The 22,340-nt window shown below is 34.8% G+C and carries 22 protein-coding genes; 14 read left to right on the top strand and 8 right to left on the bottom strand.

The window, feature by feature from the left end:
• The first annotated feature begins 45 nt into the window (after positions 1-45).
• The 5 genes from CJF42_RS03230 to CJF42_RS03210 all read left to right on the top strand — a co-directional run bounded on the left by CJF42_RS03230 (position 46) and on the right by CJF42_RS03210 (position 4,945).
• Positions 46-981: an ABC transporter ATP-binding protein gene (locus CJF42_RS03230; protein WP_095365296.1), complete on the top strand. Its 936-nt coding sequence runs from the start codon at positions 46-48 to the stop codon at positions 979-981.
• Positions 981-1,754: an ABC transporter permease gene (locus tag CJF42_RS03225; RefSeq protein WP_095365295.1), complete on the top strand. Its 774-nt coding sequence runs from the start codon at positions 981-983 to the stop codon at positions 1,752-1,754. Before CJF42_RS03230 ends, CJF42_RS03225 begins: the two co-directional genes overlap by 1 nt.
• A complete protein-coding gene (trmB, locus tag CJF42_RS03220) occupies positions 1,754-2,449 on the top strand; it encodes a tRNA (guanine(46)-N(7))-methyltransferase TrmB (RefSeq protein WP_095365294.1) in 696 nt (231 codons plus the stop codon). The genes CJF42_RS03225 and trmB overlap by 1 nt, the downstream gene beginning before the upstream one ends.
• Positions 2,450-2,710: 261 nt before the next feature.
• Positions 2,711-4,354 carry a pyridoxal-dependent aspartate 1-decarboxylase PanP gene (gene panP, locus CJF42_RS03215; protein ID WP_095365293.1) on the top strand — a complete coding sequence of 548 codons (1,644 nt, stop codon included), beginning with the start codon at positions 2,711-2,713 and terminating at the stop codon, positions 4,352-4,354.
• 129 nt (positions 4,355-4,483) lie between these two features.
• Entirely contained in the window at positions 4,484-4,945 is a 462-nt protein-coding gene (locus CJF42_RS03210; protein ID WP_095365292.1) for a helix-turn-helix transcriptional regulator, read from the top strand.
• A gap of 448 nt (positions 4,946-5,393) precedes the next feature.
• Here the strand turns inward: CJF42_RS03210 and rsmD are convergent, their stop codons facing one another.
• Positions 5,394-5,975, bottom strand: coding sequence for a 16S rRNA (guanine(966)-N(2))-methyltransferase RsmD (gene rsmD, locus CJF42_RS03200; protein ID WP_095365290.1), 582 nt, complete (start codon positions 5,973-5,975; stop codon positions 5,394-5,396).
• A gap of 147 nt (positions 5,976-6,122) precedes the next feature.
• Here rsmD and ftsY point away from each other — a divergent pair, with 147 nt between their 5' ends.
• The 4 genes from ftsY to rpoH all read left to right on the top strand — a co-directional run bounded on the left by ftsY (position 6,123) and on the right by rpoH (position 10,685).
• Positions 6,123-7,898 (top strand): signal recognition particle-docking protein FtsY, encoded by a 1,776-nt coding sequence (gene ftsY / locus CJF42_RS03195; RefSeq protein WP_095365308.1) that lies wholly within the window; start codon positions 6,123-6,125, stop codon positions 7,896-7,898.
• Between the two features lie 38 nt (positions 7,899-7,936).
• Complete coding sequence (ftsE, locus tag CJF42_RS03190) at positions 7,937-8,614, top strand: cell division ATP-binding protein FtsE (protein ID WP_095365289.1); 678 nt, start codon at positions 7,937-7,939, stop codon at positions 8,612-8,614.
• A complete protein-coding gene (ftsX, locus tag CJF42_RS03185; RefSeq protein ID WP_095365288.1) occupies positions 8,611-9,597 on the top strand; it encodes a permease-like cell division protein FtsX in 987 nt (328 codons plus the stop codon). The genes ftsE and ftsX overlap by 4 nt, the downstream gene beginning before the upstream one ends.
• Positions 9,598-9,815: 218 nt before the next feature.
• Positions 9,816-10,685: an RNA polymerase sigma factor RpoH gene (rpoH, locus tag CJF42_RS03180; protein ID WP_095365287.1), complete on the top strand. Its 870-nt coding sequence runs from the start codon at positions 9,816-9,818 to the stop codon at positions 10,683-10,685.
• Positions 10,686-10,773: 88 nt separating this feature from the next.
• Here the strand turns inward: rpoH and CJF42_RS03175 are convergent, their stop codons facing one another.
• From CJF42_RS03175 to gpmM, 4 genes are all read right to left on the bottom strand, one after another.
• Positions 10,774-11,466: a divergent polysaccharide deacetylase family protein gene (locus tag CJF42_RS03175; RefSeq protein ID WP_095365307.1), complete on the bottom strand. Its 693-nt coding sequence runs from the start codon at positions 11,464-11,466 to the stop codon at positions 10,774-10,776.
• A gap of 142 nt (positions 11,467-11,608) precedes the next feature.
• A complete protein-coding gene (locus CJF42_RS03170) occupies positions 11,609-12,820 on the bottom strand; it encodes a S41 family peptidase (RefSeq protein WP_095365286.1) in 1,212 nt (403 codons plus the stop codon).
• 38 nt (positions 12,821-12,858) lie between these two features.
• A complete protein-coding gene (locus tag CJF42_RS03165; RefSeq protein WP_095365285.1) occupies positions 12,859-13,995 on the bottom strand; it encodes a murein hydrolase activator EnvC family protein in 1,137 nt (378 codons plus the stop codon).
• Between the two features lie 10 nt (positions 13,996-14,005).
• The gene (gpmM, locus tag CJF42_RS03160) at positions 14,006-15,550 is read right to left on the bottom strand and encodes a 2,3-bisphosphoglycerate-independent phosphoglycerate mutase (RefSeq protein ID WP_095365284.1); all 1,545 of its coding nucleotides are present in this window, start codon (positions 15,548-15,550) and stop codon (positions 14,006-14,008) included.
• A 284-nt stretch (positions 15,551-15,834) separates the two neighbouring features.
• Between gpmM and CJF42_RS03155 the strand changes: the two genes are divergently transcribed.
• The 4 genes from CJF42_RS03155 to gpsA are packed head-to-tail and all read left to right on the top strand — an operon-like array spanning position 15,835 to position 18,087.
• Positions 15,835-16,266: a rhodanese-like domain-containing protein gene (locus CJF42_RS03155; protein WP_095365283.1), complete on the top strand. Its 432-nt coding sequence runs from the start codon at positions 15,835-15,837 to the stop codon at positions 16,264-16,266.
• A gap of 9 nt (positions 16,267-16,275) precedes the next feature.
• Positions 16,276-16,530, top strand: a complete 255-nt coding sequence (gene grxC / locus CJF42_RS03150) for a glutaredoxin 3 (RefSeq protein ID WP_095365282.1) — start codon at positions 16,276-16,278, stop codon at positions 16,528-16,530.
• 51 nt (positions 16,531-16,581) lie between these two features.
• Positions 16,582-17,070: a protein-export chaperone SecB gene (secB, locus tag CJF42_RS03145; protein ID WP_095365281.1), complete on the top strand. Its 489-nt coding sequence runs from the start codon at positions 16,582-16,584 to the stop codon at positions 17,068-17,070.
• 6 nt (positions 17,071-17,076) lie between these two features.
• Complete coding sequence (gpsA, locus tag CJF42_RS03140; RefSeq protein ID WP_095365306.1) at positions 17,077-18,087, top strand: NAD(P)H-dependent glycerol-3-phosphate dehydrogenase; 1,011 nt, start codon at positions 17,077-17,079, stop codon at positions 18,085-18,087.
• 491 nt (positions 18,088-18,578) lie between these two features.
• Here the strand turns inward: gpsA and trmL are convergent, their stop codons facing one another.
• Positions 18,579-19,043, bottom strand: coding sequence for a tRNA (uridine(34)/cytosine(34)/5-carboxymethylaminomethyluridine(34)-2'-O)-methyltransferase TrmL (gene trmL, locus CJF42_RS03135; RefSeq protein ID WP_095365280.1), 465 nt, complete (start codon positions 19,041-19,043; stop codon positions 18,579-18,581).
• Positions 19,044-19,135: 92 nt separating this feature from the next.
• Here trmL and CJF42_RS03130 point away from each other — a divergent pair, with 92 nt between their 5' ends.
• Positions 19,136-20,032: a cation diffusion facilitator family transporter gene (locus CJF42_RS03130; protein ID WP_095365279.1), complete on the top strand. Its 897-nt coding sequence runs from the start codon at positions 19,136-19,138 to the stop codon at positions 20,030-20,032.
• Here the strand turns inward: CJF42_RS03130 and CJF42_RS03125 are convergent.
• Both CJF42_RS03125 and CJF42_RS03120 read right to left on the bottom strand, forming a co-directional pair.
• Positions 19,996-20,949 (bottom strand): alpha/beta fold hydrolase, encoded by a 954-nt coding sequence (locus CJF42_RS03125; protein WP_095365278.1) that lies wholly within the window; start codon positions 20,947-20,949, stop codon positions 19,996-19,998. The two genes, CJF42_RS03130 and CJF42_RS03125, sit on opposite strands and share 37 nt — an antisense overlap.
• On the bottom strand, positions 20,949-22,340 hold the full coding sequence (locus CJF42_RS03120) for an ATP-binding protein (RefSeq protein WP_170940454.1): 1,392 nt from the start codon (positions 22,338-22,340) through the stop codon (positions 20,949-20,951). Before CJF42_RS03120 ends, CJF42_RS03125 begins: the two co-directional genes overlap by 1 nt.

The following is a 22,340-nucleotide window of genomic DNA, read 5'->3' as shown; positions in this document are numbered from 1 at the left end:
ATTCATTTTAGCATCTGTATCTGATGCCCATAAAAAGAGAATAAAATGACAGTTGCGCTTAGTATTTCTGGTTTGACAAAAACCTATAAAAATGGAGTTGAGGCCGTAAAAGGCATTGATTTGAAAGTGAAAAAAGGCGATTTTTTTGCCTTGTTAGGCCCTAATGGTGCTGGTAAGTCTACTACTATCGGTGTTATTGCTTCTTTAGTGAATAAATCACAAGGTAAGGTAGAGATTTTTGGTCATGATATTGACACTCATCTTGAACTTGCAAAATCAAAATTAGGTTTAGTGCCGCAAGAATTTAACTTTAGTATGTTTGAAACGCTAAATAATATTTTGGTGACACAAGCCGGTTATTACGGTGTACCAAGAAATATTGCATTCGAGCGTGCCGAAAAGTATCTAAAACAATTAGATCTCTTTGATAAAAAAAATATGGCTGCGCGGACATTATCGGGTGGTATGAAACGTAGACTCATGATCGCCCGTGCATTAATGCATGAACCTAAAGTATTGATTTTGGATGAACCAACAGCGGGTGTTGATATTGAATTAAGACGCTCAATGTGGGATTTTTTACAAGAACTAAATGATCAAGGCGTTACAATTATATTAACGACGCATTATTTAGAAGAAGCAGAAATGCTATGTAAAAATATTGCAATTATTGATAAAGGCATCATTGTTGAAGATACGAGTATGAAATCTTTATTAGCAACACTTGATAAAGAAACAATCGTTTTAGATTTAAAGCAACCAGTCAAAAAAGTAAACCTGAATGGTTATGATTTTAGCATGTCTGATGATCATACTTTAGAGGTCGATATTGTAAAATCTCAAGGGTTAAATAGTATTTTTGAGCAGTTAAGTGCACAAGGGAATACCGTTTTAAGTATGCGAAATAAATCAAACAGATTAGAAGAGTTATTTATTTCTTTATTAAATAAAAACAAAGCAAGTAATAGTGAGGTTGCATAATGGATTTTACAGGTAACCTAATTGCGTTAAAAAGCATTTGGATTAAAGAGTGTGTTCGTTTTTTACGAATTTGGGTGCAAACTTTAGTACCACCAGCGATTACGATGAGCTTGTATTTTGTTATATTTGGTAACTTGATAGGTTCACGTATAGGTGAAATGGGCGGTTTTAATTACATGGAGTTTATCGTTCCAGGTTTAATTATGATGTCGGTTATAACTAATTCTTATTCTAATGTGGCTTCAGCCTTTTATTCAACCAAATTTCAAAAAAGTATAGAAGAGTTACTTGTCTCACCGGTTCCTAATTACATCATAGTATTAGGTTATATGGGTGGAGGCATGACGCGAGGATTATTAGTTGGCTTAATTGTAACGTGTGTTTCATTATTCTTTGTTGATATTCAAATTCACAATTTAGGCATTATTGTATTAACTCTATTTTTAACTTCTGCTGTATTTTCACTAGCCGGATTAATTAATGCGATATTCGCAAATAGTTTTGATGATATAAGTATAATACCCACATTTATTTTAACGCCACTAACTTATTTAGGTGGTGTATTTTACTCTATTACTTTACTACCTGATTTCTGGCAAACTGTATCGCAAATCAATCCTATTATTTACATGGTAAATGCTTTTAGATTTGGTTTTTTAGGTTATACAGATGTTAATTTAGCAGTCGCGTTTACTGTTTTAACAGTATTTATTACTGTGTTATTTATAACTGCATTAACATTAATTAAAAAAGGCATAGGGCTACGTCATTAATGAATGAATCCAATTCAAATCCAGCTAATTCGAGAAGTATTACAACTAATCAAACAGGCTTAAATGAAAAGCTTGATGAAGTAGTATTACGTCATTTAAATGCTGAATTTAAAAAACCAATTAGTGAACATACACAAATTGCATTTGATGAAATAAATACCAAAGTTAAAAAATTTTCAGGAGATATAATTTTAGACTCTTGCTGTGGTGTAGGTGAAAGTACAGCTAATATTGCAAAGCTGTACCCTAAAGCACTTATTATCGGTATTGATAAATCAGCGCATAGAATAGAAAAGCACGATGTTAGGCATTTTCCTCAAAATAAAAAGCAAGCCGAAGAAGGACAATATATTTTAGCCCGTGCAGATTTAAATGATTTTTGGCGGCTCGCAGTTGAGCAAAAGTGGAACATAAGCCATCATTATTTGTTATATCCAAATCCTTGGCCAAAGGCGAAACATCTTCAGCGTCGTTGGCACGGTGCTGCTGTTTTTCCTTATATTATTCAGCTAGGCGGTAAATTAGAGTTGAGAAGTAATTGGAAAACATATGTTGATGAGTTTGCGCGTGCATTAGAAATCGCTAAGCACAAAACTCAAGTAGAATTATATTACTCAGATGAATCAATTACACCATTTGAGCGAAAATATTGGGCCAGTGGTCAAAAAAGTCATCGGCTTGTTATAAATCTATAATTTAAAATAAAAAAGCGAACTTTTAAGTTCGCTTTTTTATGACTAATTTTCATTATTTAGCCAAGCTGATTAATATCGTTTTGTTTATTTTTTATTTGAAAATCAGTAATATTTTAGATTTTAGCGACAAATTGGTAGACAAATTTAGCTTATAACGAGACATTTTAAAGATTATTGAGTAAAGTTAACGAAATTTGCTAAGATCTTAACCGCGATTAGAGCAAATAGTTTACTTAAAGACAGTCAATGAACGAGCAATAAATGAATATAAAGCGCAGTGCAATAGCTTCTGAAGAAAGTTTAATACGAATTTTTACCGCTCCCGAAGCGCCGGGATCTACTTTAAATAGAATTGAAAAAGAAATTTCAAGTAATTTGGTTGGTTTTTTAAATGAAAATATAGCAGCTATTGAAAAACCTTTGCATGAAATTGAAAAAGATTTCCAAGATTCACAAATCCCGGAACAGCCAACATTTGTTTCTGATCATGCGAATACTATAATGGAAAAGTTAGTTGCGCATTCTGTTCATACGGCAGCTCCGAGTTTTGTTGGTCATATGACTTCTGCTTTACCACATTTTGTTTTACCTTTATCTAAGCTAATGGTAGGGCTAAATCAAAATCTGGTAAAAATAGAAACGTCAAAAGCCTTCACTCCATTAGAAAGACAAGTATTAGGCATGATGCATCACTTAGTGTATGGGCAAGATGATGACTTTTATCAGAAGTGGATGCATAGCGCTAAGAATTCATTGGGAGCTTTTTGCTCTGGCGGTACGATTGCAAACATCTCTGCATTATGGATAGCACGTAATCGTTTATTAAAATCAGATGGTGATTTTAAAGGTATTACAAGTGACGGCTTAATGGCTGCTATGTTGCATTATGGCTATAAAGGTTTAGCAGTTTTAGTATCAGAAAGAGCGCATTATTCTTTAGGTAAAGCCGCTGATATTCTAGGTGTTGGACGTCATAATTTTGTTGCGATTGAAACTTCTGAAGATAATAAAGTTAATGTGATCGCTATGCGTGAAAAAGCGCATGAATTAGAAAGCCAAGGTATTAAAATTATGGCTATTGTTGGCGTTGCAGGCACAACTGAAACAGGGAATATAGATCCGCTAATTGAATTGGCTGACTTGAGTGAAGAGCTTGATTGTCATTTTCATGTTGATGCTGCTTGGGGGGGGGCAACTCTATTGTCTAATAATAATAGACATTTACTTAAAGGTGTAGAAAGAGCTGATTCAATTACCATTGATGCGCATAAACAAATGTATGTGCCTATGGGCTCAGGCCTTGTATTATTTAAAAACCCTGAAGCTTCAAATGTGATTGAACATCATGCTGAATATATCTTAAGAAAAGGCTCAAAAGATTTAGGTAGTCATACTTTAGAAGGCAGTCGTCCAGGAATGGCGATGTTAGTACATGCATGCCTGAAAATAATAGGACGTGAAGGTTATGAAATGCTTATTGATAAAGGCATTGAAAAAGCACGTTTTTTTGCTGATTTAATTCATTCCTCGAATGATTTTGAAGTTGTTACTGAGCCAGAACTGTGCATTTTAACGTACAGATATGTACCAGAAAAAATAAAAAAACTTTTATTGGCTCAAGGTGAAAATGCGCTAGATGAGCAAACAAAGCTTGATATTTATATTGCATTAAACCGCTTAACGGCGAGTATTCAAAAAAGACAAAGGGAACAAGGATTCTCGTTTGTTTCACGTACTCGATTAACTCCGGTTCAATATAATAAATTACCGACAGTTGTTTTTAGAGTTGTATTGGCAAATCCTTTAACTTCTCAGCAGATCTTGAAAGACATACTTGAAGAACAACAAGGATTAGCAGTAAGTGATCCTATTTTTAAAAAGTATTTAAGTAAATATTGCGAGTAACAGATTTTCAAGTGAAGGTATGTAAAAGATATTGAATTTATTTTGACCTAAGTTATTTAATAATAGCAAGAAAAGGTGAGACGAGGCTGGAGAGATAAAATACTATAACTCTACAGGAGGCTAGAGTATATGACTTGCTCACAACGAATGAATTTAGCAATTGAATACATCGAGAGTAACTTAAATAGTGCCCTCAGTATTGAGGATGTAGTAAAGGAAGCTTGTTGTTCTAAATATCATTTCCATCGTATGTTTTTTGCTAACTTTAATATAACCTGTGCTGAGTATATCAGAAGACGAAAACTGACCTTAGCTGCTGTTGAACTGTTGAATACAAAAGAAAGTATTGTTGATATCGCATTCAAATTTGGGTATGAATCTCCGAATACTTTCACTCGTGCATTTCGTAATATACACGGAATAAATCCAAGTAAAGCTCGCTTAGGTGGCACTTCACTTTCTTCATATATACCCAAGCCACTTCAAAGTGCGAGTTTCAGGATTGCTCAGTACTCCCCGCAGGGTTGGTTTATAAACGCTTTATGCTGCGTTATTAATTTTGAAAAGGGAGTAACCATTCTCTGCAATTAATGCCTTGTCTAAAGCGTTTATAACTCCAACTGAACCCTGCATCTTGAAGTGGTTTGGGTATAAACGAGTCTTCTTCCCTAAGGACAATAAAGCAGGAGAAAATATGAATTATAAAATAATTGAAGTTCCAGAATTCAATATAATAGGTAAAAGCAAAACTTTTGAGTTTGAAAATTTCGTTAAAATGGACCTGAATTCTGGAAAGAATATGTTGCTTCAGAAGACTATAAAAAACTATATCAGCTAAATAATGGTAGGCCAGGCTTTATCACAAATTCATCATTGCTTTCAGCATACTTTCCAATTCCATTTAGGCCAATGAATGCAATGCACATTCGTTAGTGGATACCTGTTATTCGCAAGTAATAAATCGCTTATTTGATGAGACCGTCAGATTAAATCTCATCCTTTTTATTAAAACTGTAAGATTAGAGTGAGCTCCTAGATTTTATCTTTGATAAAGACGATAGCTCACTTGTCCTGCGTTTTTTTCTTTTATTAATTGCCAATTATTTGGTGCTGTAAACCCTTTCAAATCATTTTCTATTTCTAAATAAATTAATGCGTTATCACTTAATAGAGAAAATTCTTCTAACTTTTGACAGCTTATTTGTGCTAAATCTTGTCTAAATGGCGGGTCTACAAATACTAAGTCAAATTTTTCATCTAATTTTTCTAATAACTTTAATGTATCACCTATTCTAAGTTGTGCATTTTCTACTTTAAGAATTTGTAAATTATCTTTTAATTGCTTAGCTGCTGTTTGATTTAACTCTAGAAATGTAGCACTTTTTGCAAATCGAGATAAAGCTTCAAAACCTAAGCCACCAGAACCAGAAAAACAATCGAGTACTTTCGCATCTCTTACATCCGTCATTAGCCAGTTAAAAACAGTTTCTTTTACACGGTCAGTTGTAGGACGTAATCCAGAAACATCTTGAATGGGCAGTTTTCTACCGCGATATTGACCGCTGATAATACGAATATGTCCTGCATTGCTTTTATTTGATTTTGTCGTCTTTTTTTTCATCTTATGTGAAAGTCTTCTATGAAAGTGTTAACATTGCAAGATTGCGTTTATATATACCCAAACAACTTCTAACTCTAGCTGAATTAAGCATATTGAAGTGGTTTGGCATACATTTTATCAGATTTATTTGAGTGGTTATTAACAAGCATGGCAAAAAAAAATAAATTTATTTCTTGGTTAGGTTTTGGCGGCAAAAAAAATGCCGAAGAGCAAAAAAAAACTGAGCGTTTAGCGCAAGAAAAGACTGAGCAAGCAGCAGAACAATTTGCGCAAGAACAAGCACGTATTGAAGCTGAGCGTTTAGCGCAAAAAAAGGCTGAGCAAGCAGCAGAACAATTAGCGCAAGAACAAGCACGCATTGAAGCAGAGCGTTTAGCGCGAGAAAAGGCTGAGCAAGCAGCAGAACAGTTTGCGCAAGAACAAGCACGTATTGAAGCTGAGCGTTTAGCGCAAAAAAAGGCTGAGCAAGCAGCAGAACAATTAGCGCAAGAACAAGCACGCATTGAAGCAGAGCGTTTAGCGCGAGAAAAGGCTGAGCAAGCAGCAGAACAGTTTGCGCAAGAACAAGCACGTATTGAAGCTGAGCGTTTAGCGCAAAAAAAGGCTGAGCAAGCAGCAGAACAATTAGCGCAAGAACAAGCACGCATTGAAGCAGAGCGTTTAGCGCGAGAAAAGGCTGAGCAAGCAGCAGAACAGTTTGCGCAAGAACAAGCACGTATTGAAGCTGAGCGTTTAGCGCAAAAAAAGGCTGAGCAAGCAGCAGAACAATTAGCGCAAGAACAAGCACGCATTGAAGCAGAGCGTTTAGCGCGAGAAAAGGCTGAGCAAGCAGCAGAACAGTTTGCGCAAGAACAAGCACGCATTGAAGCTGAGCGTTTAGCGCAAAAAAAGGCTGAGCAAGCAGCAGAACAATTAGCGCAAGAACAAGCACGCATTGAAGCAGAGCGTTGTTTAGCACAAGGAAAAGTGGCAACACCTAAAAAGAAACAAAGCTTCTTCAGTAAACTTAAAAATAGTTTAATTAAAACCAAACAAAACTTAGGTTCAGGTTTAGCAAATATTTTTTCAGGTAAAAAGATAGATGATGATTTATTTGAAGATCTGGAAACTCAATTATTAACTGCTGATTTAGGTATTGATACAACAGTTAAATTGATTGATGGGTTAACAAAAACAGCAGATCGTAAACAACTTAAAGATGCTGAAGCACTATATGAGATATTAAAGCAAGATATGGGTAATATGCTTGAGCAAGCAGAAAAGCCACTTGATATTGAGTTAGAAGGGCATACTCCTTTTGTTATTTTAATGGTAGGTGTCAATGGTGTAGGTAAAACAACTACCATAGGTAAACTTGCTAAACAGTTTCAAGAACAAGGAAAATCAGTCATGTTGGCTGCTGGAGATACTTTTAGAGCTGCTGCAGTTGAACAATTACAAGTGTGGGGTGAAAGAAACGATATCTCCGTAATTGCACAACATACTGGTGCAGATAGCGCCTCTGTTATTTATGATGCACTTGAAGCTTCTAAAGCACGTAAGATTGATGTATTAATTGCGGATACCGCTGGACGTTTACAAAATAAAGATCACTTAATGGTTGAGCTTGAAAAAATCTCACGCGTTATGAAAAAACTAGATCCCAATGCTCCTCATGAAGTGATGCTAACAATAGATGCAGGCACAGGGCAAAATGCGATTAGTCAAGTTGATTTATTTAATAAATCGGTAGGTCTTACTGGTATTACATTAACTAAACTAGATGGTACAGCAAAAGGTGGTATTATATTTGCTGTAGCTGATAAATTTAATATTCCAATTCGCTATATCGGCGTTGGTGAAGGGATTGATGATTTAAGACCTTTCAAAAGTAAAGACTTTATCGAAGCTTTATTTAGTCAAGATACAGAAAATCAAAAATAATGCTTAATTAATGAAATAACTTAAATAAAAAAATAATAATGATAAATTTTCAGCAAGTAAGTAAAACATACCCTGGTGGTCATACGGCTCTAGAAAAAGTAGATTTTCACCTTAAAACAGGAGAGTTAGCTTTTTTAACAGGGCATAGTGGGGCAGGGAAAAGCACATTACTAAAACTTATAAGTGTAATGGAGAGACCTTCTGCGGGAAATGTGATGATCAATGGTGTTGATTTAAATTCAATATCTAAAACACAGGTGCCTTTTGTTCGTCGTGATATTGGTATGATATTTCAAAATCATAGACTGTTGGCGAGACATAATGTTTTTGATAATGTTGCTTTACCGCTTGTTATTGAAGGAATGCATCGTAAAAACATAACTAAAAGAGTGCATGCTGCTTTAGATAAAGTAGGTTTGCTCAATAAAGTCAAATGTTACCCCGAAACACTATCCGGTGGTGAGCAACAAAGAGTTGGTATTGCTCGTGCTATCGTAAACTCTCCGCCAATTTTATTAGCCGATGAACCTACTGGTAATTTAGATCCTGAATTATCTTGGGAAATACTTAAATTGTTTGAAGATTTTAATAGGCATGGCACAACGGTACTGATAGCGACTCATGATTTAGGGTTAATTGCACGCATGAAATATCACAATCTAACATTGAATAAAGGCAAGTTGTTGTTAGATCCGCTTAAGGCTGATATATCATGAGTTTATTGTTTAAAAGTAGAATGAGTCAAGCCTCTAATACCGATACTTCTTTAGTTATGACTTGGTACTTTATTGTACTAAATATTATGCGTCAGGGTGTACATAGTTTAGGTGAAATATGGCGTACCACAACAGCATCTATGATGACAGTTGCTGTACTTGGCGTGAGCTTAACGCTGCCTACCACGCTTTATTTAGTAGTTAAAAATGTACAGCAAGTCAGTAGTGGATTTGAAAATGCCAGTGAAATATCTTTGTTTGTAAAACAAGGGCTGCCAGATAAAGAAACAAAAAGCCTAGTTAAACGTTTGAAGCTTTATCCAGAAATATCAGATGTTACTTATATTTCAAATGAAGTTGCTCTTGAAGAGTTTAAGCAGGTTTCAGGGTTTGGTCAGGCGTTAGATTATTTAGATTCAAACCCTTTACCGAGTGTTATTTCAGTTACACCTACAAAACGACATTCTAAGCCAGAAACAGCACGTAAACTACTCATTAAATTAGAAAGTGAGCGTGAAATTGATTTTGGGAAATTGGATATTGAATGGCTTGAACGTTTAAATGCGTTGTTGAGCTTATTACGAGAAAGTGTTATTACCATCGCTTTTTTATTACTTACCTCTGTCATTTTGATAATTGGGAATACAATACGATTATCTATTATGGATAAAAAAGAAGAAATTCAAGTAATGAAGTTGGTTGGGGCAACAAACCAATTTATTCAAACCCCATTTTTATGGACTGGAATTTGGTATGGCATTATAGGTGGTTTTTTTGCTTATATATGTATTGAGTTGATGATGTGGTGGTTAGGCTCTGCTATTTCTGAAGTCGCTGGTGTTTATCAAGCTGAGTTTTTATTACAAGGCTTATCTTTCTTTGAATTCACTAATCTTATTGTTTTAGCTGTTTTATTAGGGTTATTTGGCTCTTACCTTTCTGTTAAACGTTATATTAAAACAATAGAACCAGATAAAATATAGCAAAATCATGCGGTTAGTTATTTTAATGTGTAAGGTGCTAAAAAATATGTTTTGTCACATTTTACCTATCACTTTTACTTTCCTACTTTAGTTACCCTAAGGTTTAAAATTCATTTGAACTTAAGGCTTGACATTTAGGTCAAAACAATTAAATTTAAGTTAGCACTCTTGTAGAAAGAGTGCTAACATGATTTAAAGATGGATTCTAGAGGTTAAATATGAGCAATAATTTACATACATTAGCATTAACTGTTCCTCAAAGTGCAGGTAGCCATGAAGCTTACCTACAAACAGTAGGTACTATCCCTATGCTGACTGCCGAAGAAGAAAAATCATTGGCTTTTAAATTACAACAAGAAGGTGATTTATCGGCTGCTAAGCAACTGATTGTATCTCACTTGAGATTTGTAGCTCATATTGCTAAAAGCTATTCAGGTTACGGTTTAGCACAAGCTGATTTAATGCAAGAAGGTAATATTGGATTAATGAAAGCGGTTAAACGATTTGATCCAACAGTAGGTGTGCGTTTAGTGTCATTTGCAGTTCATTGGATCAAAGCGGAAATTCATGAGTTTGTATTAAAAAATTGGCGTATTGTTAAAGTTGCGACAACAAAGGCACAGCGTAAATTATTTTTTAATTTAAGAAAAAATAAAAAACGTCTTGGTTGGTTTAACCAAGATGAAGTAAGTACAGTAGCAGATGCACTCGGTGTAAGTGAAAAAGAAGTACGTGAAATGGAATCTCGTATGAGCAGTCAAGATATGGCTTTTGATATGGGTTCTGACGATACAGATGATTCATCAGAAGCGACATCTTACTCTCCAGTTCAGTATTTAACAGATAATAGCTTAGATTTAGCTGATGGTGTGGAACAAGATCAGTATAAGAAACAATCTCAAAACCGTTTGTTTGCAGCAATTAATACACTTGATGAACGTGCAAAAGATATCGTAAGTTCACGATGGTTAATGGATCAAAAATCAACATTGCAAGAACTCGCTCAAAAATATGATGTGTCGGCTGAGCGTATTCGCCAGTTAGAAAAAACAGCAATGAAAAAATTACAAGTAACGATGACTGCTTGATAATTAATTCAAACTTGAATATTACTTTAATTAAAAAAGTTTGCTCTTTGGGCAAACTTTTTTAATGCTATTTCACTTTAATTTGCGTTTACTTTACAGATGCAAGTTTCACGTATTTATTATCAACCAGTTGAGATAAAGGCACGAGCTTGATCCCATGTGATTGAAGCTTAGGTAGCTCCCTTTGAAGAAATACTAGGGTTTCCGGGTAAGGATGGGCAATTGCTATGGCATAATCGCGTTTTTTTGCAATTCCGATCAGCTGCTTCATGCGAAATGTCATTTGCTTTTCTGTGGGGATATTATCCAAAAATACATGTCTGCTAACATTATTTACATTAAATAGATTAGCCATATTTTGTGCTTGGCTTTTTATTGTTGTTCTACTATCTAAAAAATATAAACCTCTTTCTTGTAGTACCTCCATAGTCCAGGCCATAGGCTGTATCTTTTGTGTTAAAAAAGATCCCATATGATTGTTCACTCCTTTTACATAGGGGTGTTCATTCAGAGCTTTATTTAATGTTTCATGAATTTGAGATCTTGTCATTTCTTCGGTAAGCGCGCCTGGTCCTAAAACTTTCCCACTTATAGCTTGCATTGGAATATGTAAAAGAAGTTCTTTATTTTGTTTTCTAGCTTGTTCTGAAAATGCTTTTGCAAACGGAGTATAAGGCAGAATGGAATAGGAGATGCTGCCTGGAAGTTTAACCGCTTCCAAATCATGTTTGTGGTAGCCAATATCATCAATAATAATAGCTACTTGGTTTGCCTTTATCATGCCGCAATGTGATAGCAGTAATAAGGTGAATATTTTTGATTTTAAGTGCACTTTTATTATTATTCTTTTTTGATTACCTAAGTTAAATCAATAATATCGATTGTTTTAACTTAGGTAAATGCTACTTTGTCTAAAATTGGCGTTATTGCTCTAATATTTTTTGAGCCTTAGCTAACTGTACATCTTTAAAAGTTGAAGTAAACACTTGATTTTCTATACCTTTATTTAAATTCATTATAGCTATTTTATCAGATTTCGGAATACTTGATTGTGTAATTGGAATATCTGGTGTGATCCCGATACCATCAATTGAAGTACCTGAGGGTGTGTAATATTTTGCGGTTGTGAGTTTTAATGCCGTTTGTCCATTACCTAAAGGAATAAGTGATTGAACAGAGCCTTTACCATAAGAGCGAGTACCCACTACGGTTGCACGTTTATTATCTTTTAGGGCACCAGCTAAGATTTCAGCCGCTGAAGCCGAACCTTTATTGATTAATACAACCATAGGTGCACCGTTTAATATGTCTGAATTATTTGCAGTGAAAATTTTGTTTGCATCATAAAAGCGTCCTTTAGTTGAGACAATAATACCGTCTTTTAAAAATAAATCAGAAATGGCCACTGCACTATCTAAAATTCCGCCAGGATTATCCCTTAAATCTATTAATAGCCCTTTCAAAGGCTGGCCATTTTCAGTTTTTAGTTTTGCGATATGTCTGGCAACATCATGTAATGTGTGATTATTAAAACTGATAATGCGTAAGTAAGCATAACCGGCGCAATCGACTTTACTTGTTACAGTTTCTAATTCTATTAATTGACGTTCAACCTCGAAACGTAATGGAGTCGAAAACCCAGACCTTGCAATGCTTAAACTTACAGTTGTATTTTTAGTTTTACTTATCAAGTTAGCAACCTGTTTAATAGGTTCGTTTATCACTGTTTGACCATTTATTGAAAGTAAAATATCGCCTTGTTGCAAACCAGCTTGTGCTGCGGGTGAATTGTTTAAAGATGCGATAATGACGATATGTTCATCTCGCATTTCAACTTCTATTCCTAGACCTGTATATTGTCCATTGGTAATATTAAATAGATCTTCTAACTCTTGTTCATTTAAATATTCAGAATAGGGATCTAATTGTTTTAAAACAGAATCAACAGCTGAACTATTGAGTTTGTTTGTATTTACTTCATCAACATAAAAAGTTTGGATATGCTCCAAAATATGTTTCATGTTGACATTGTTAAGTTTTGAACTTACTTCAGCTAAACAGATAGGCGAAAAAGAAAGTGATAGGCAGATTATACAAAAGCTTAAAAACTGATTGAATTTTAATGATATACGCATTGGCTGCTCCCGGTTTTGGGGTGTAGCCAATTAAAAAGTTAAATTCGCTTACACCATTTTGTAGGGTTGATTGCTTGTCCCTTATACCGTATTTCGAAGTATAGACCAGGATTGTCTTGTCCACCGCTTTGACCAACTAAAGCTATCAGTTCTCCTTGTGAAACGTCCTCTCCTACACTTTTTAATAATGCTTGATTATGGCCATATAAACTCATAAATCCTTTACCATGATCTATTACTATTACCCAACCAAAGCCTTTAAGCCAGTCAGCGAAAATAACCTTGCCATTATGGATTGTTGTAACCGAAGTACCTTCTTTGGCGTTAATAAACACTCCTTTCCACTTTAAGCGTCCATACTTTCTTTGGCCAAATTTATGTTTTAATCGACCTCTGCTTGGCCATTTTAACTTTCCTTTGGTGCTTTTTAATCCTTCAAGCGTAAGTTGTTGTTTTATATTCTGTTGTAAGTTTTTTAATGTTTCAATTAAAATTTTCTCATTTTTTTTTAAATAATTAACTGAGCTATTGGTATTGGTGAATTGTTTTTTTAATAACGCTAAGTTACCTTTCCTTTGCTTTTTAGCTATTAATAAAGATGCTCTTTTTTGTTTTTGCTCTGCTAAAAGTGCCAGTAATTTAGTTTGCGTTTGTGCTAGCTCATTTTGTTTTTCAGTTAGCTGTATTAGCGTGTTTTTTAAATCATCAAGCTGGGTTAATCGGGCCTTATTAAGGTAACTGTAATAGGTGAGTGTTCTTTCAAATGTAGCGATATTCTCTTGGTTTAATAATAGCTTGCTGTAGTCATGGCTCCCTGTCATATAAGCGCTTTTTAACTGGCTTGATAGCACTTTTTGTTGCTGTTGTTTATTAAAGGTTAGTTTTCTAATTTGTTTTTGTAATTGATTTTGTCCACTTTTATTGAGTTCAATAGAAAAATCGAGTTGATTGAGTGACTTTGAGTTATGTGCGATTGCTTGTTCTGATTTTTTTAATGTGCTTTCTATTTTATTTATTTTTTGTTGTTGTGTTTTTAGCTTATCTACACTTGATTTAAGTGTTTCTTGTATTTGATTTAAGTCTTGCTTTGTTTGTTTTTCGGTTGCACTAACTGGAGTTAGTGAAACCGAAATAAAACAAACAGTTAAAGCAAGTAATTGTTTAATAATCAACATAAAAAACCGTTTATTTAAGCTGCATAATGACTGAACCAGTCATTTCTTCAGGCTGTTCCATGCCCATCAAGTGTAGCATGGTTGGTGCAACATCACTGAGAGTTTTACCTGAGAATGCTTGAGCATTTCTTCCAACATAAATAAAAGGTACGGGCTCATTAGTGTGAGCTGTATGTGCTTGACCTGTTTCAGGGTTCTGCATTAATTCGGCATTACCATGATCTGCTGTGATTAAAGCTTCAGCTCCTGTTTCTTCAAGTGCTTTTACAACACGACCGATACAGTGATCAACTGCTTCACAGGCTTTTACTGCAGCATCAAATACACCTGAATGACCGACCATATCACCGTTAGGGTAGTTACAAATAATGGCATCATGTTCACCGCTATGGATTGCATCAACTAATTTATCGGTGAGCAACTCAGAATTCATTTCAGGCTGTAGGTCATAAGTGGCGACTTTGGGTGATGGAATTAGCTCGCGCATCTCACCTGTGAATAAATCTTCTCTACCGCCACTAAAGAAGAACGTAACATGGGCATACTTTTCTGTTTCAGAGATACGTAACTGTGTTTTATTATGTTTTTCAAACCATTCGCCTAATACATTATTTAATTTATTTGGTGGAAATGCTTTTGCTGTTTTTATGTCTGCAGCATATTCGGTTAACATGACAAAATCAGCTAATTGAGGTTCTTTTTGTTTGGTGAAACCAGAAAAGTCAGCATCAACAAATGCGCGAGTCATTTCACGAGCGCGATCAGCCCTAAAATTCATGAAAATAACAGTATCACCATCATTTATAGTCGCAGGTACATCATTTTGACCTTGAATGCTTGTTGCGGCTACAAATTCATCATTTTCATCACGGAGATAAGCAGCTTCTAATGCTTCACTTGCAGTGGTGTAAGTGAATTGCGATTCACCAGTCACCATTAAGTTGTAGGCTTGCTCTACTCGATCCCAGCGGTTGTCTCTATCCATTGCATAATAACGTCCTATTATGCTGGCAATGCGACCTTTGCCTAAAGTTGAAAATTTGTTATCAACAGCTTTTAATGAGTTGCTTGCGCTTCTAGGGGGGGTATCTCTACCATCTAAAAATGCGTGTAGATAAATTTCGGTTGCGCCACGTTCGGCTGCTAAGTCAATTGCAGCTAAAATATGCTTTTCATGGCTATGAACACCGCCAGGGCTTAATAAACCCATTAAATGCACTGCTTTATTATTTGCTACAGCTTTATCAATAGCCTTAACCAGTACAGGATTGTGATTAAATTCACCATCCTGTATTGATTTAGTGATTCGAGTGAAATCTTGATATACAATTCTACCAGCGCCTAAATTTACATGACCTACTTCTGAATTACCCATTTGACCATCAGGAAGACCCACATCTAATCCAGAACCTGAAATTAATGTGCTTGGGTAATCTTGCCAAAGTTTATCAATTACAGGTGTATCGGCGGCTAAAATAGCGTTACTTTGTGTTTTTTCGCTATAACCCCAACCATCTAAAATAATAAGTACAAGTGGCTTTTTTTGCAGTGTCATTGGTGATCCTTGTTTGTAAAAGCAAGACGAAGAATTAAATTTTGATTTATCAAGCCTTAGTTTACCGTTTTTTGTTGATAAAATCCGCAAAGAAATTTTGATATTAAAATAATTCACTTAACTTGTATTTTTTTAAATTTCTAAAATGATTTAATTGATATTAATGAGATGAAATGCCTATACCAAAGCACGCCACTGAACCCTGTATCTTGAGGTGTTTTGCGTATATACTGATGCTTTTGTTTTATATGCAAATTTGAACAGCATAATTAATTGGAAGGTCAATGGAACAATATATCGAATTTTTTACAAATCATATCGGATTAGGTTTAATATGGGTTGGTATCGCTGTAATGCTTATTATGAGTTGGTTTAAATCTAAGTTTACTCCAATAAAACAGGTTAACCCTCAGCAATTAACAATGGCAGTCAATCGTGAAAATGCAGTTGTTTTAGATATAAGAGCACAGGCTGACTTTAATAAAGGCCATATTGCAAACTCAGTACATTTAGCCTCAGAAAAAGCGAAACAAAAAGAATTCTCAACTATTGAAAAGTACAAAAACGATCCCATTATAGTGGTATGTGTAACAGGAATGACTGCATCAGGTGTTGCTGATAGCTTGTTTAAAGCAGGCTTCACGCAAGTATCTACTTTAACTGGTGGTGTAGGTGCTTGGCAAAGCGCTGGTTTACCTATGACATCAGGGAAATAGGACTTTAAAATGAATAATGTTGTTATTTATACAAAAGCATATTGTCCATACTGTGTTAGAGCTAAGGCTTTGTTAAATCATAAAAATATTGATTTTGTTGAATTTGATATAGGTCAACAGCCTGAACTCAGAAATGAAATGATAGATAAAGCTAACGGTAGTTATACTGTGCCACAAATATTTGTTGGTGAACAACATATTGGTGGTTGTGATGATATGATGTATTTAGAAGCACAAGGCAAACTAGATACACTACTGAACTAATTTCAACCAAAAAATTTAAAATAATTAAATAGATTTCAATAGGAAATAACAATGTCAGAAGAACAAAGCGTAGCACAAGAACAGCAAACACAACAATTTTCAATCCAACGTATTTTCACTAAAGACGTATCTTTTGAAACGCCAAATTCTCCCGCTATTTTCCAAAAAGAATGGACTCCTGAAGTTAAACTTGATTTAGATACACGATCTAACAAATTAGATGAAGGTGTATTTGAAGTGGTACTTTCTCTTACAGTTACGGCATCTTTAGGTGAAGAAACTGCATTCTTATGTGAAGTTCAACAAGCGGGGATTTTTGCTATAGCTGAACTTGAAGAAAGTCAAATGGCTCATATGTTAGGTGCTTTCTGCCCTAATGTTTTATTCCCATATGCGCGAGAAACAGTTGCTAACTTAGTGAACCGTGGTACTTTCCCACAGCTTAATCTTGCACCTGTTAATTTTGACGCATTATTTGGTCAATATGTACAGCAACGTGCAGCACAAGCTGAACAGCAAGCAATTGAAGCAAACGCTTAAGTTATGATTATTACAGCAAAAAATGCTGTGACAGTATTGGGGGCGGGCTCATATGGGACCGCCCTTGCTATTTGTTTAGCTCGAAATGGACACCATATCCGCTTATGGGGTAGAGACTCAAATTCGATTTGTGAACTCGAATCTAGTAGAACAAATCAGCGTTATCTGCCTGATGTTATTTTTCCTGAATCGCTTTCTTTAGAGTCTGATATTGAAAAAGCTGTTATAGATAGTCCAATCGTATTGGTTGTGGTACCTAGCCATGCATTTTCAGATACGTTAAATGCAATTAAACCATTTTTGCAGTCAAGCACTAAAATTGTTTGGGCAACGAAAGGTTTAGAACCTAATACTGGACGTTTATTACAAGATGTAGCGAAAAATGCATTAGGACCTGAAGTTTCTTTAGGTGTGTTATCTGGGCCTACATTTGCTAAAGAAATGGCATTGGGTTTACCTACAGCCATATCTTTATCATCATCTGACACTGATTTAATCGATTCTTTGTCCGATTTATTACATTGCTGTCGCTCATTTCGTGTTTATACCAATAATGACTTTATAGGCGTGCAATTGGGTGGTGCAGTTAAAAATGTAATTGCGATTGGTGCAGGTATATCTGATGGAACAGGTTTTGGTGCTAATGCAAGAACTGCATTAATCACACGAGGTTTAGCTGAAATGACGCGTTTAGGTATTGCTTTAGGCGCAAAACCGGAAACATTCATGGGTATGGCTGGTTTGGGTGACTTGATCCTTACTTGTACGGATAACCAATCTAGAAATAGACGTTTTGGTTTAGCTTTAGGTAAAGGTTCAGCTGTTGAGCAAGCCATTACTGAAATCGGTCAAGTAGTAGAAGGTTACCGTAATACCAAAGAAGTATATAATTTAGCACAAAGAGTCGGAGTTGAAATGCCGATTACTGAGCAAATGTACCAAGTGTTATATCAAGGTAAAGATGTTAAAGATGCTGCTATGTCATTACTTGGCAGAGAGAAAAAAGCTGAAAGCTAATATTTACCTCATTAATTAACAGATAAAAATAATTCCAGCTATTTTTATTTTTTTAATAATTTTTATAGCGATAAAACAATTATACAGATATCCCCCGGTTTGTTTTGATATCCAAAAGTTATCGCTAGTGTATTGAGATATATACCTATGTTACTTCAAAATGCATGTTTCAGAGTTATCTGAGCGAGCCCAATTCAAGGCGTGTTGATGCAGGAATCTAGGCACCTTTGGAACCAACGCAACGATGAAGTGGGTTTGCTCAGAAGCTCCCCCTCGGCGAGTTTAAACAGAGTTTATGCTGCGTTATTAATTTTGATAAGGGAATAACCATTATCTTCAATTAATGCCTTACCTAAATCCTGTTTAATTCTCGCTGAAATCGTGCATTGTGAATGAGTACTAAACTGCTTATCAAGTGAGTTGTGAGTAATGACAACTAGTATATGCGCCTTAGTTTTTTATATATGTGCGTAGATATCGTTAACTCAACATTAACTCGCACCTTTAAAACCAAGCTGTCTCCAAGATTCATAAACAAAAACAGATACTGCATTTGATAAATTCATGCTACGACTATTCGCTTGCATAGGAATTCTCAACCTTTGATCTTCAGGTAAAGCGTTGATTGTTTCAATTGGTAGCCCACGGGTTTCAGGACCAAATATTAAACAGTCACCAGCTTGAAACTCAGCTTCATGAAAAAATTGAGTGCCTTTTGTTGTACAGGCGTATATTTTATTTGGTTTTTCGTTTTCAATATAGCTTTCTAAATTTGCGTGCCTTTTTACATTACTAAATTCATGATAATCCAAACCTGCACGCTTTATACGTTTATCATCCCACTCAAAACCTAAAGGTTCTATTAAATGTAATGCGTAACCTGTATTTGCACATAAACGAATAATATTACCAGTATTGGGGGGAATTTCAGGTTGGTAAAGTACGATATCTAACATAAAAATCTCGGCTTATTAAATTATAAACATCATAACAAATTTAGTAAAAATGGTATGCTATCAATTCAGATAATTAAGTGAGATTTCTACATATGCAAGATAAAGGGTATGATTTTTGGGTCAAGCTTGCGAGCTGGACAGCCATAGTCATGGTAAGTTTAATGATAATAGCTAAGGTATGGGCTTGGCTTTCTACGGGCTCTTCCGCCATGCTAGGTTCATTAACTGATTCTTTATTAGATATCACAGCAACACTGATTAATTTTTTTGTATTACGCTATGCTTTAATGCCAGCTGATGATGATCATAGATATGGTCATGGTAAAGCTGAGCCTTTAGCTGGGCTTGCGCAATCGGCATTTATTGCTGGTAGTGCTTGCTTACTCGCATTTCATGGTATTGAGCGACTAATTAATCCGGTTGAGATATCAAATGCCGGTTTCAATATCGGTATCGGTGTCAGTATTTTTGCAATTGTATGTACTTTAATTTTAATTTCAGTACAAAATATTGTAGTGAAGAAAACAGGATCTATCGCTATAAAAGCCGATTCATTGCATTATAAAGGCGATTTATTACTTAATGCGAGTGTGATGGTCGCTATGATTTTGGCCAGTTTTGGTTGGGTTATTGCTGATCCTATATTCACTATTGGTGTCGCGATATTCTTACTTTATAACGCATGGGAAGTCGGAGTCGAAAGCGGGGCACATTTAATGGATAAAGAGTTACCTGATGAAGAGAAGCAAGTCATAAAGCAGCTAGTTAATAGTCATAAAAAGGTGCATGGCTTACATGAAATTAGAACGCGACAAGCAGGAAAAACAAAATTTATTCAATTTCATGTTGAACTAGATGATGATTTACCATTAATAACAGCCCATCAAGTCGCTGAAGAAGTTGAAACATTATTAAAGCAAGGGGTTGATGGTGAACTTGATATCATAATACATCAAGACCCTTTATCAGTAGTGTCAAAAAATTCATAAATACAAGAGAGTGCTTTTTCTCTAACTTCATCTGTTTCACATAATAATTCATGTTTGCCATTTTCTAAAATAATGAGTTTGGAAAGTGGCATTTTATTATGGGCTAATACTTGAGCTTGATTACAAACAATAGAATCACTTTGAGCTTGCAATATTAAACTTGGAATATTTATAGGTTTAGTCAATACTTTTGCCATTGATTTAAAAGCGCTATCAAGCCAAGCAACACTGGTTCCACCTAATTTAATTTGCTCATTGTTTTGATAACACTCCGTGAATACTTGATATCGCCTTTTACTTTGTGTGAGTTCATTATCACTAAAGTCTTTTTCTTGGTAATTTGATTGACCGGGTGCATAGCTTTCACCTAGTCCAATTTTATTTAAACCATAAGCTAAATATTTTGCTAACCATAAAGGTATATTACCCGTATTAATGCCAAACATAGGAGCACAAAAAATAACTTTATCGAATGTATGTTTGTATGTATTTAAGTAATTATGGGCAATAGCTGATCCCATAGAGTGTGCCAATAAAAACTTATCTCCTTTCAGTAATTTATTAACAACTTGTAAGTTAAATTGATTAAAATCGGCGGTATAGTGTGAAAAATCTTCTATATGCCCTATTTGTGAGTTTTTTAAAGCGCGTTCTGATAATCCTTGGCCTCTATGATCGAGTATAAAAACCGCGATATCATTTTTATTAAATTCCCAAATTAATTCTTTATACTTTAATAAAGATTCAATTCTACCTGAGCTAATTACTATGCTGTATTTTACATATTCAGGAATTGCGTAAGCGTAAGCTAATTTACTATCAGAGACATCTAAAGTATTTTGATGTACTTGAGCCTGCCAAAATAGCTCAATTTCAGTTTGGTTATCCAATAACTTACTTTCTTTACTATAAAACATTAATAGTCTTTCATATCAGTTGGTAATTTTATTATGACAGATAAACCTGAACCTTCTTGGTTATGCAATTTTATGCTGCCGTTATGGGCTAAAATAGCATGTTTACAAATTGCCAAACCTAAGCCTGTACCGCCAGAGTTACGTTGTCTTGATTGCGATACTCTAAAAAATGGTTCAAATAAATTATTTATATCCTCCTCAGGTACACCTGATCCATCATCTGATATGGTGATCTCAATTTCACTATTCGTTTGATTTAGCTCTACGGTAATAAGGCTAGTTGCGTATTTTATTGCATTTCTCAATACATTATCTAAAGCGCTGGAGAGTATTTGACCATCAAAAGAAAACTCACTATTTTGCTCTCCAATGACCTTCAGCGATTTGTTATTTTCTTTTGCTTCAAATTTAGCATCAGATAAAACGGTTTTTAGCACTAAGTTAAAAGGTTGAAATTCTTTACTAAGCATCTGACTTTGTACTTCTAATCGAGATAGTTTTAAAACATCGCCTATCATTTCATCTAATGTATTAGCTTCTTTTTCGATACGAGCTAGATAGTTATTCTCTTTTGAGTTTTTTTGCATTTGTGCTAAACCCGCAGCCATCTGTAAGCGAGTTAAAGGAGACCTTAATTCATGAGATATGTCAGCTAATAGTCGTTTTTGACTTGTCATGAGCTGTTCTAAATTTTCAGCCATTTTATTGAAGTCATTAGTGAGTTGTCCAAGCTCATCATTACGTTGAACTTTGATTTTTATTCTGGATTTTAGTTTGCCATCGGCTAATGCAAATGCTGCATTTTTTAGTGAATTTATCGGTTTAATTAAAGTACGACTAAATAATAAACTGAGTCCCATTGATGCAATAATAGAAACTGTTAATTTCAGCCAAGTTGGCATAAGTCTAAGCTTTAAACCTAAATTTTGACGACCATTAGGCTTAATCTCATAAATCCAGTATTGCTTTTCTTTTACTTCTACTTTTATAGGGCCAAAAGCATGAAATTCTTTGGCAAAGATCGCTTGAGGTGCTAAGTTTTGGCTAAAGCTCAATAGGCTTGAATCAAAGCCTTTTAGCTCTTTGCGATTTAAAAAACTGTTTTCTGGGTTTTCAGCTTTGAAATATAAGCTGCGATATCTTTTTATTCTTGGGTGATTGGCTATTTTTTGAATATCGATATTTTTATTTTTAGCTATACGTTCAATATTATGGGCGATATGCTGTAAATTTTTTAATTTTGGACCTTCTAGTGACTCATATACAATATCATTAATGGTTACATTACTTAAAAAGATTAACAGGCTGACTGTGGCGACTAAGGTTAACCAAAACCATAAAAATATTTTGAAAAATAAGTAACGCCTAGGATCAATAAAAGAGATTTTCAT

The sequence above is a fragment of the Pseudoalteromonas sp. NBT06-2 genome, assembly GCF_002276045.1.
GTDB lineage: Bacteria > Pseudomonadota > Gammaproteobacteria > Enterobacterales > Alteromonadaceae > Pseudoalteromonas.
Note: the sequence above shows the minus strand (reverse complement) of the source record. Positions and strands in the feature narration are given on the sequence as shown.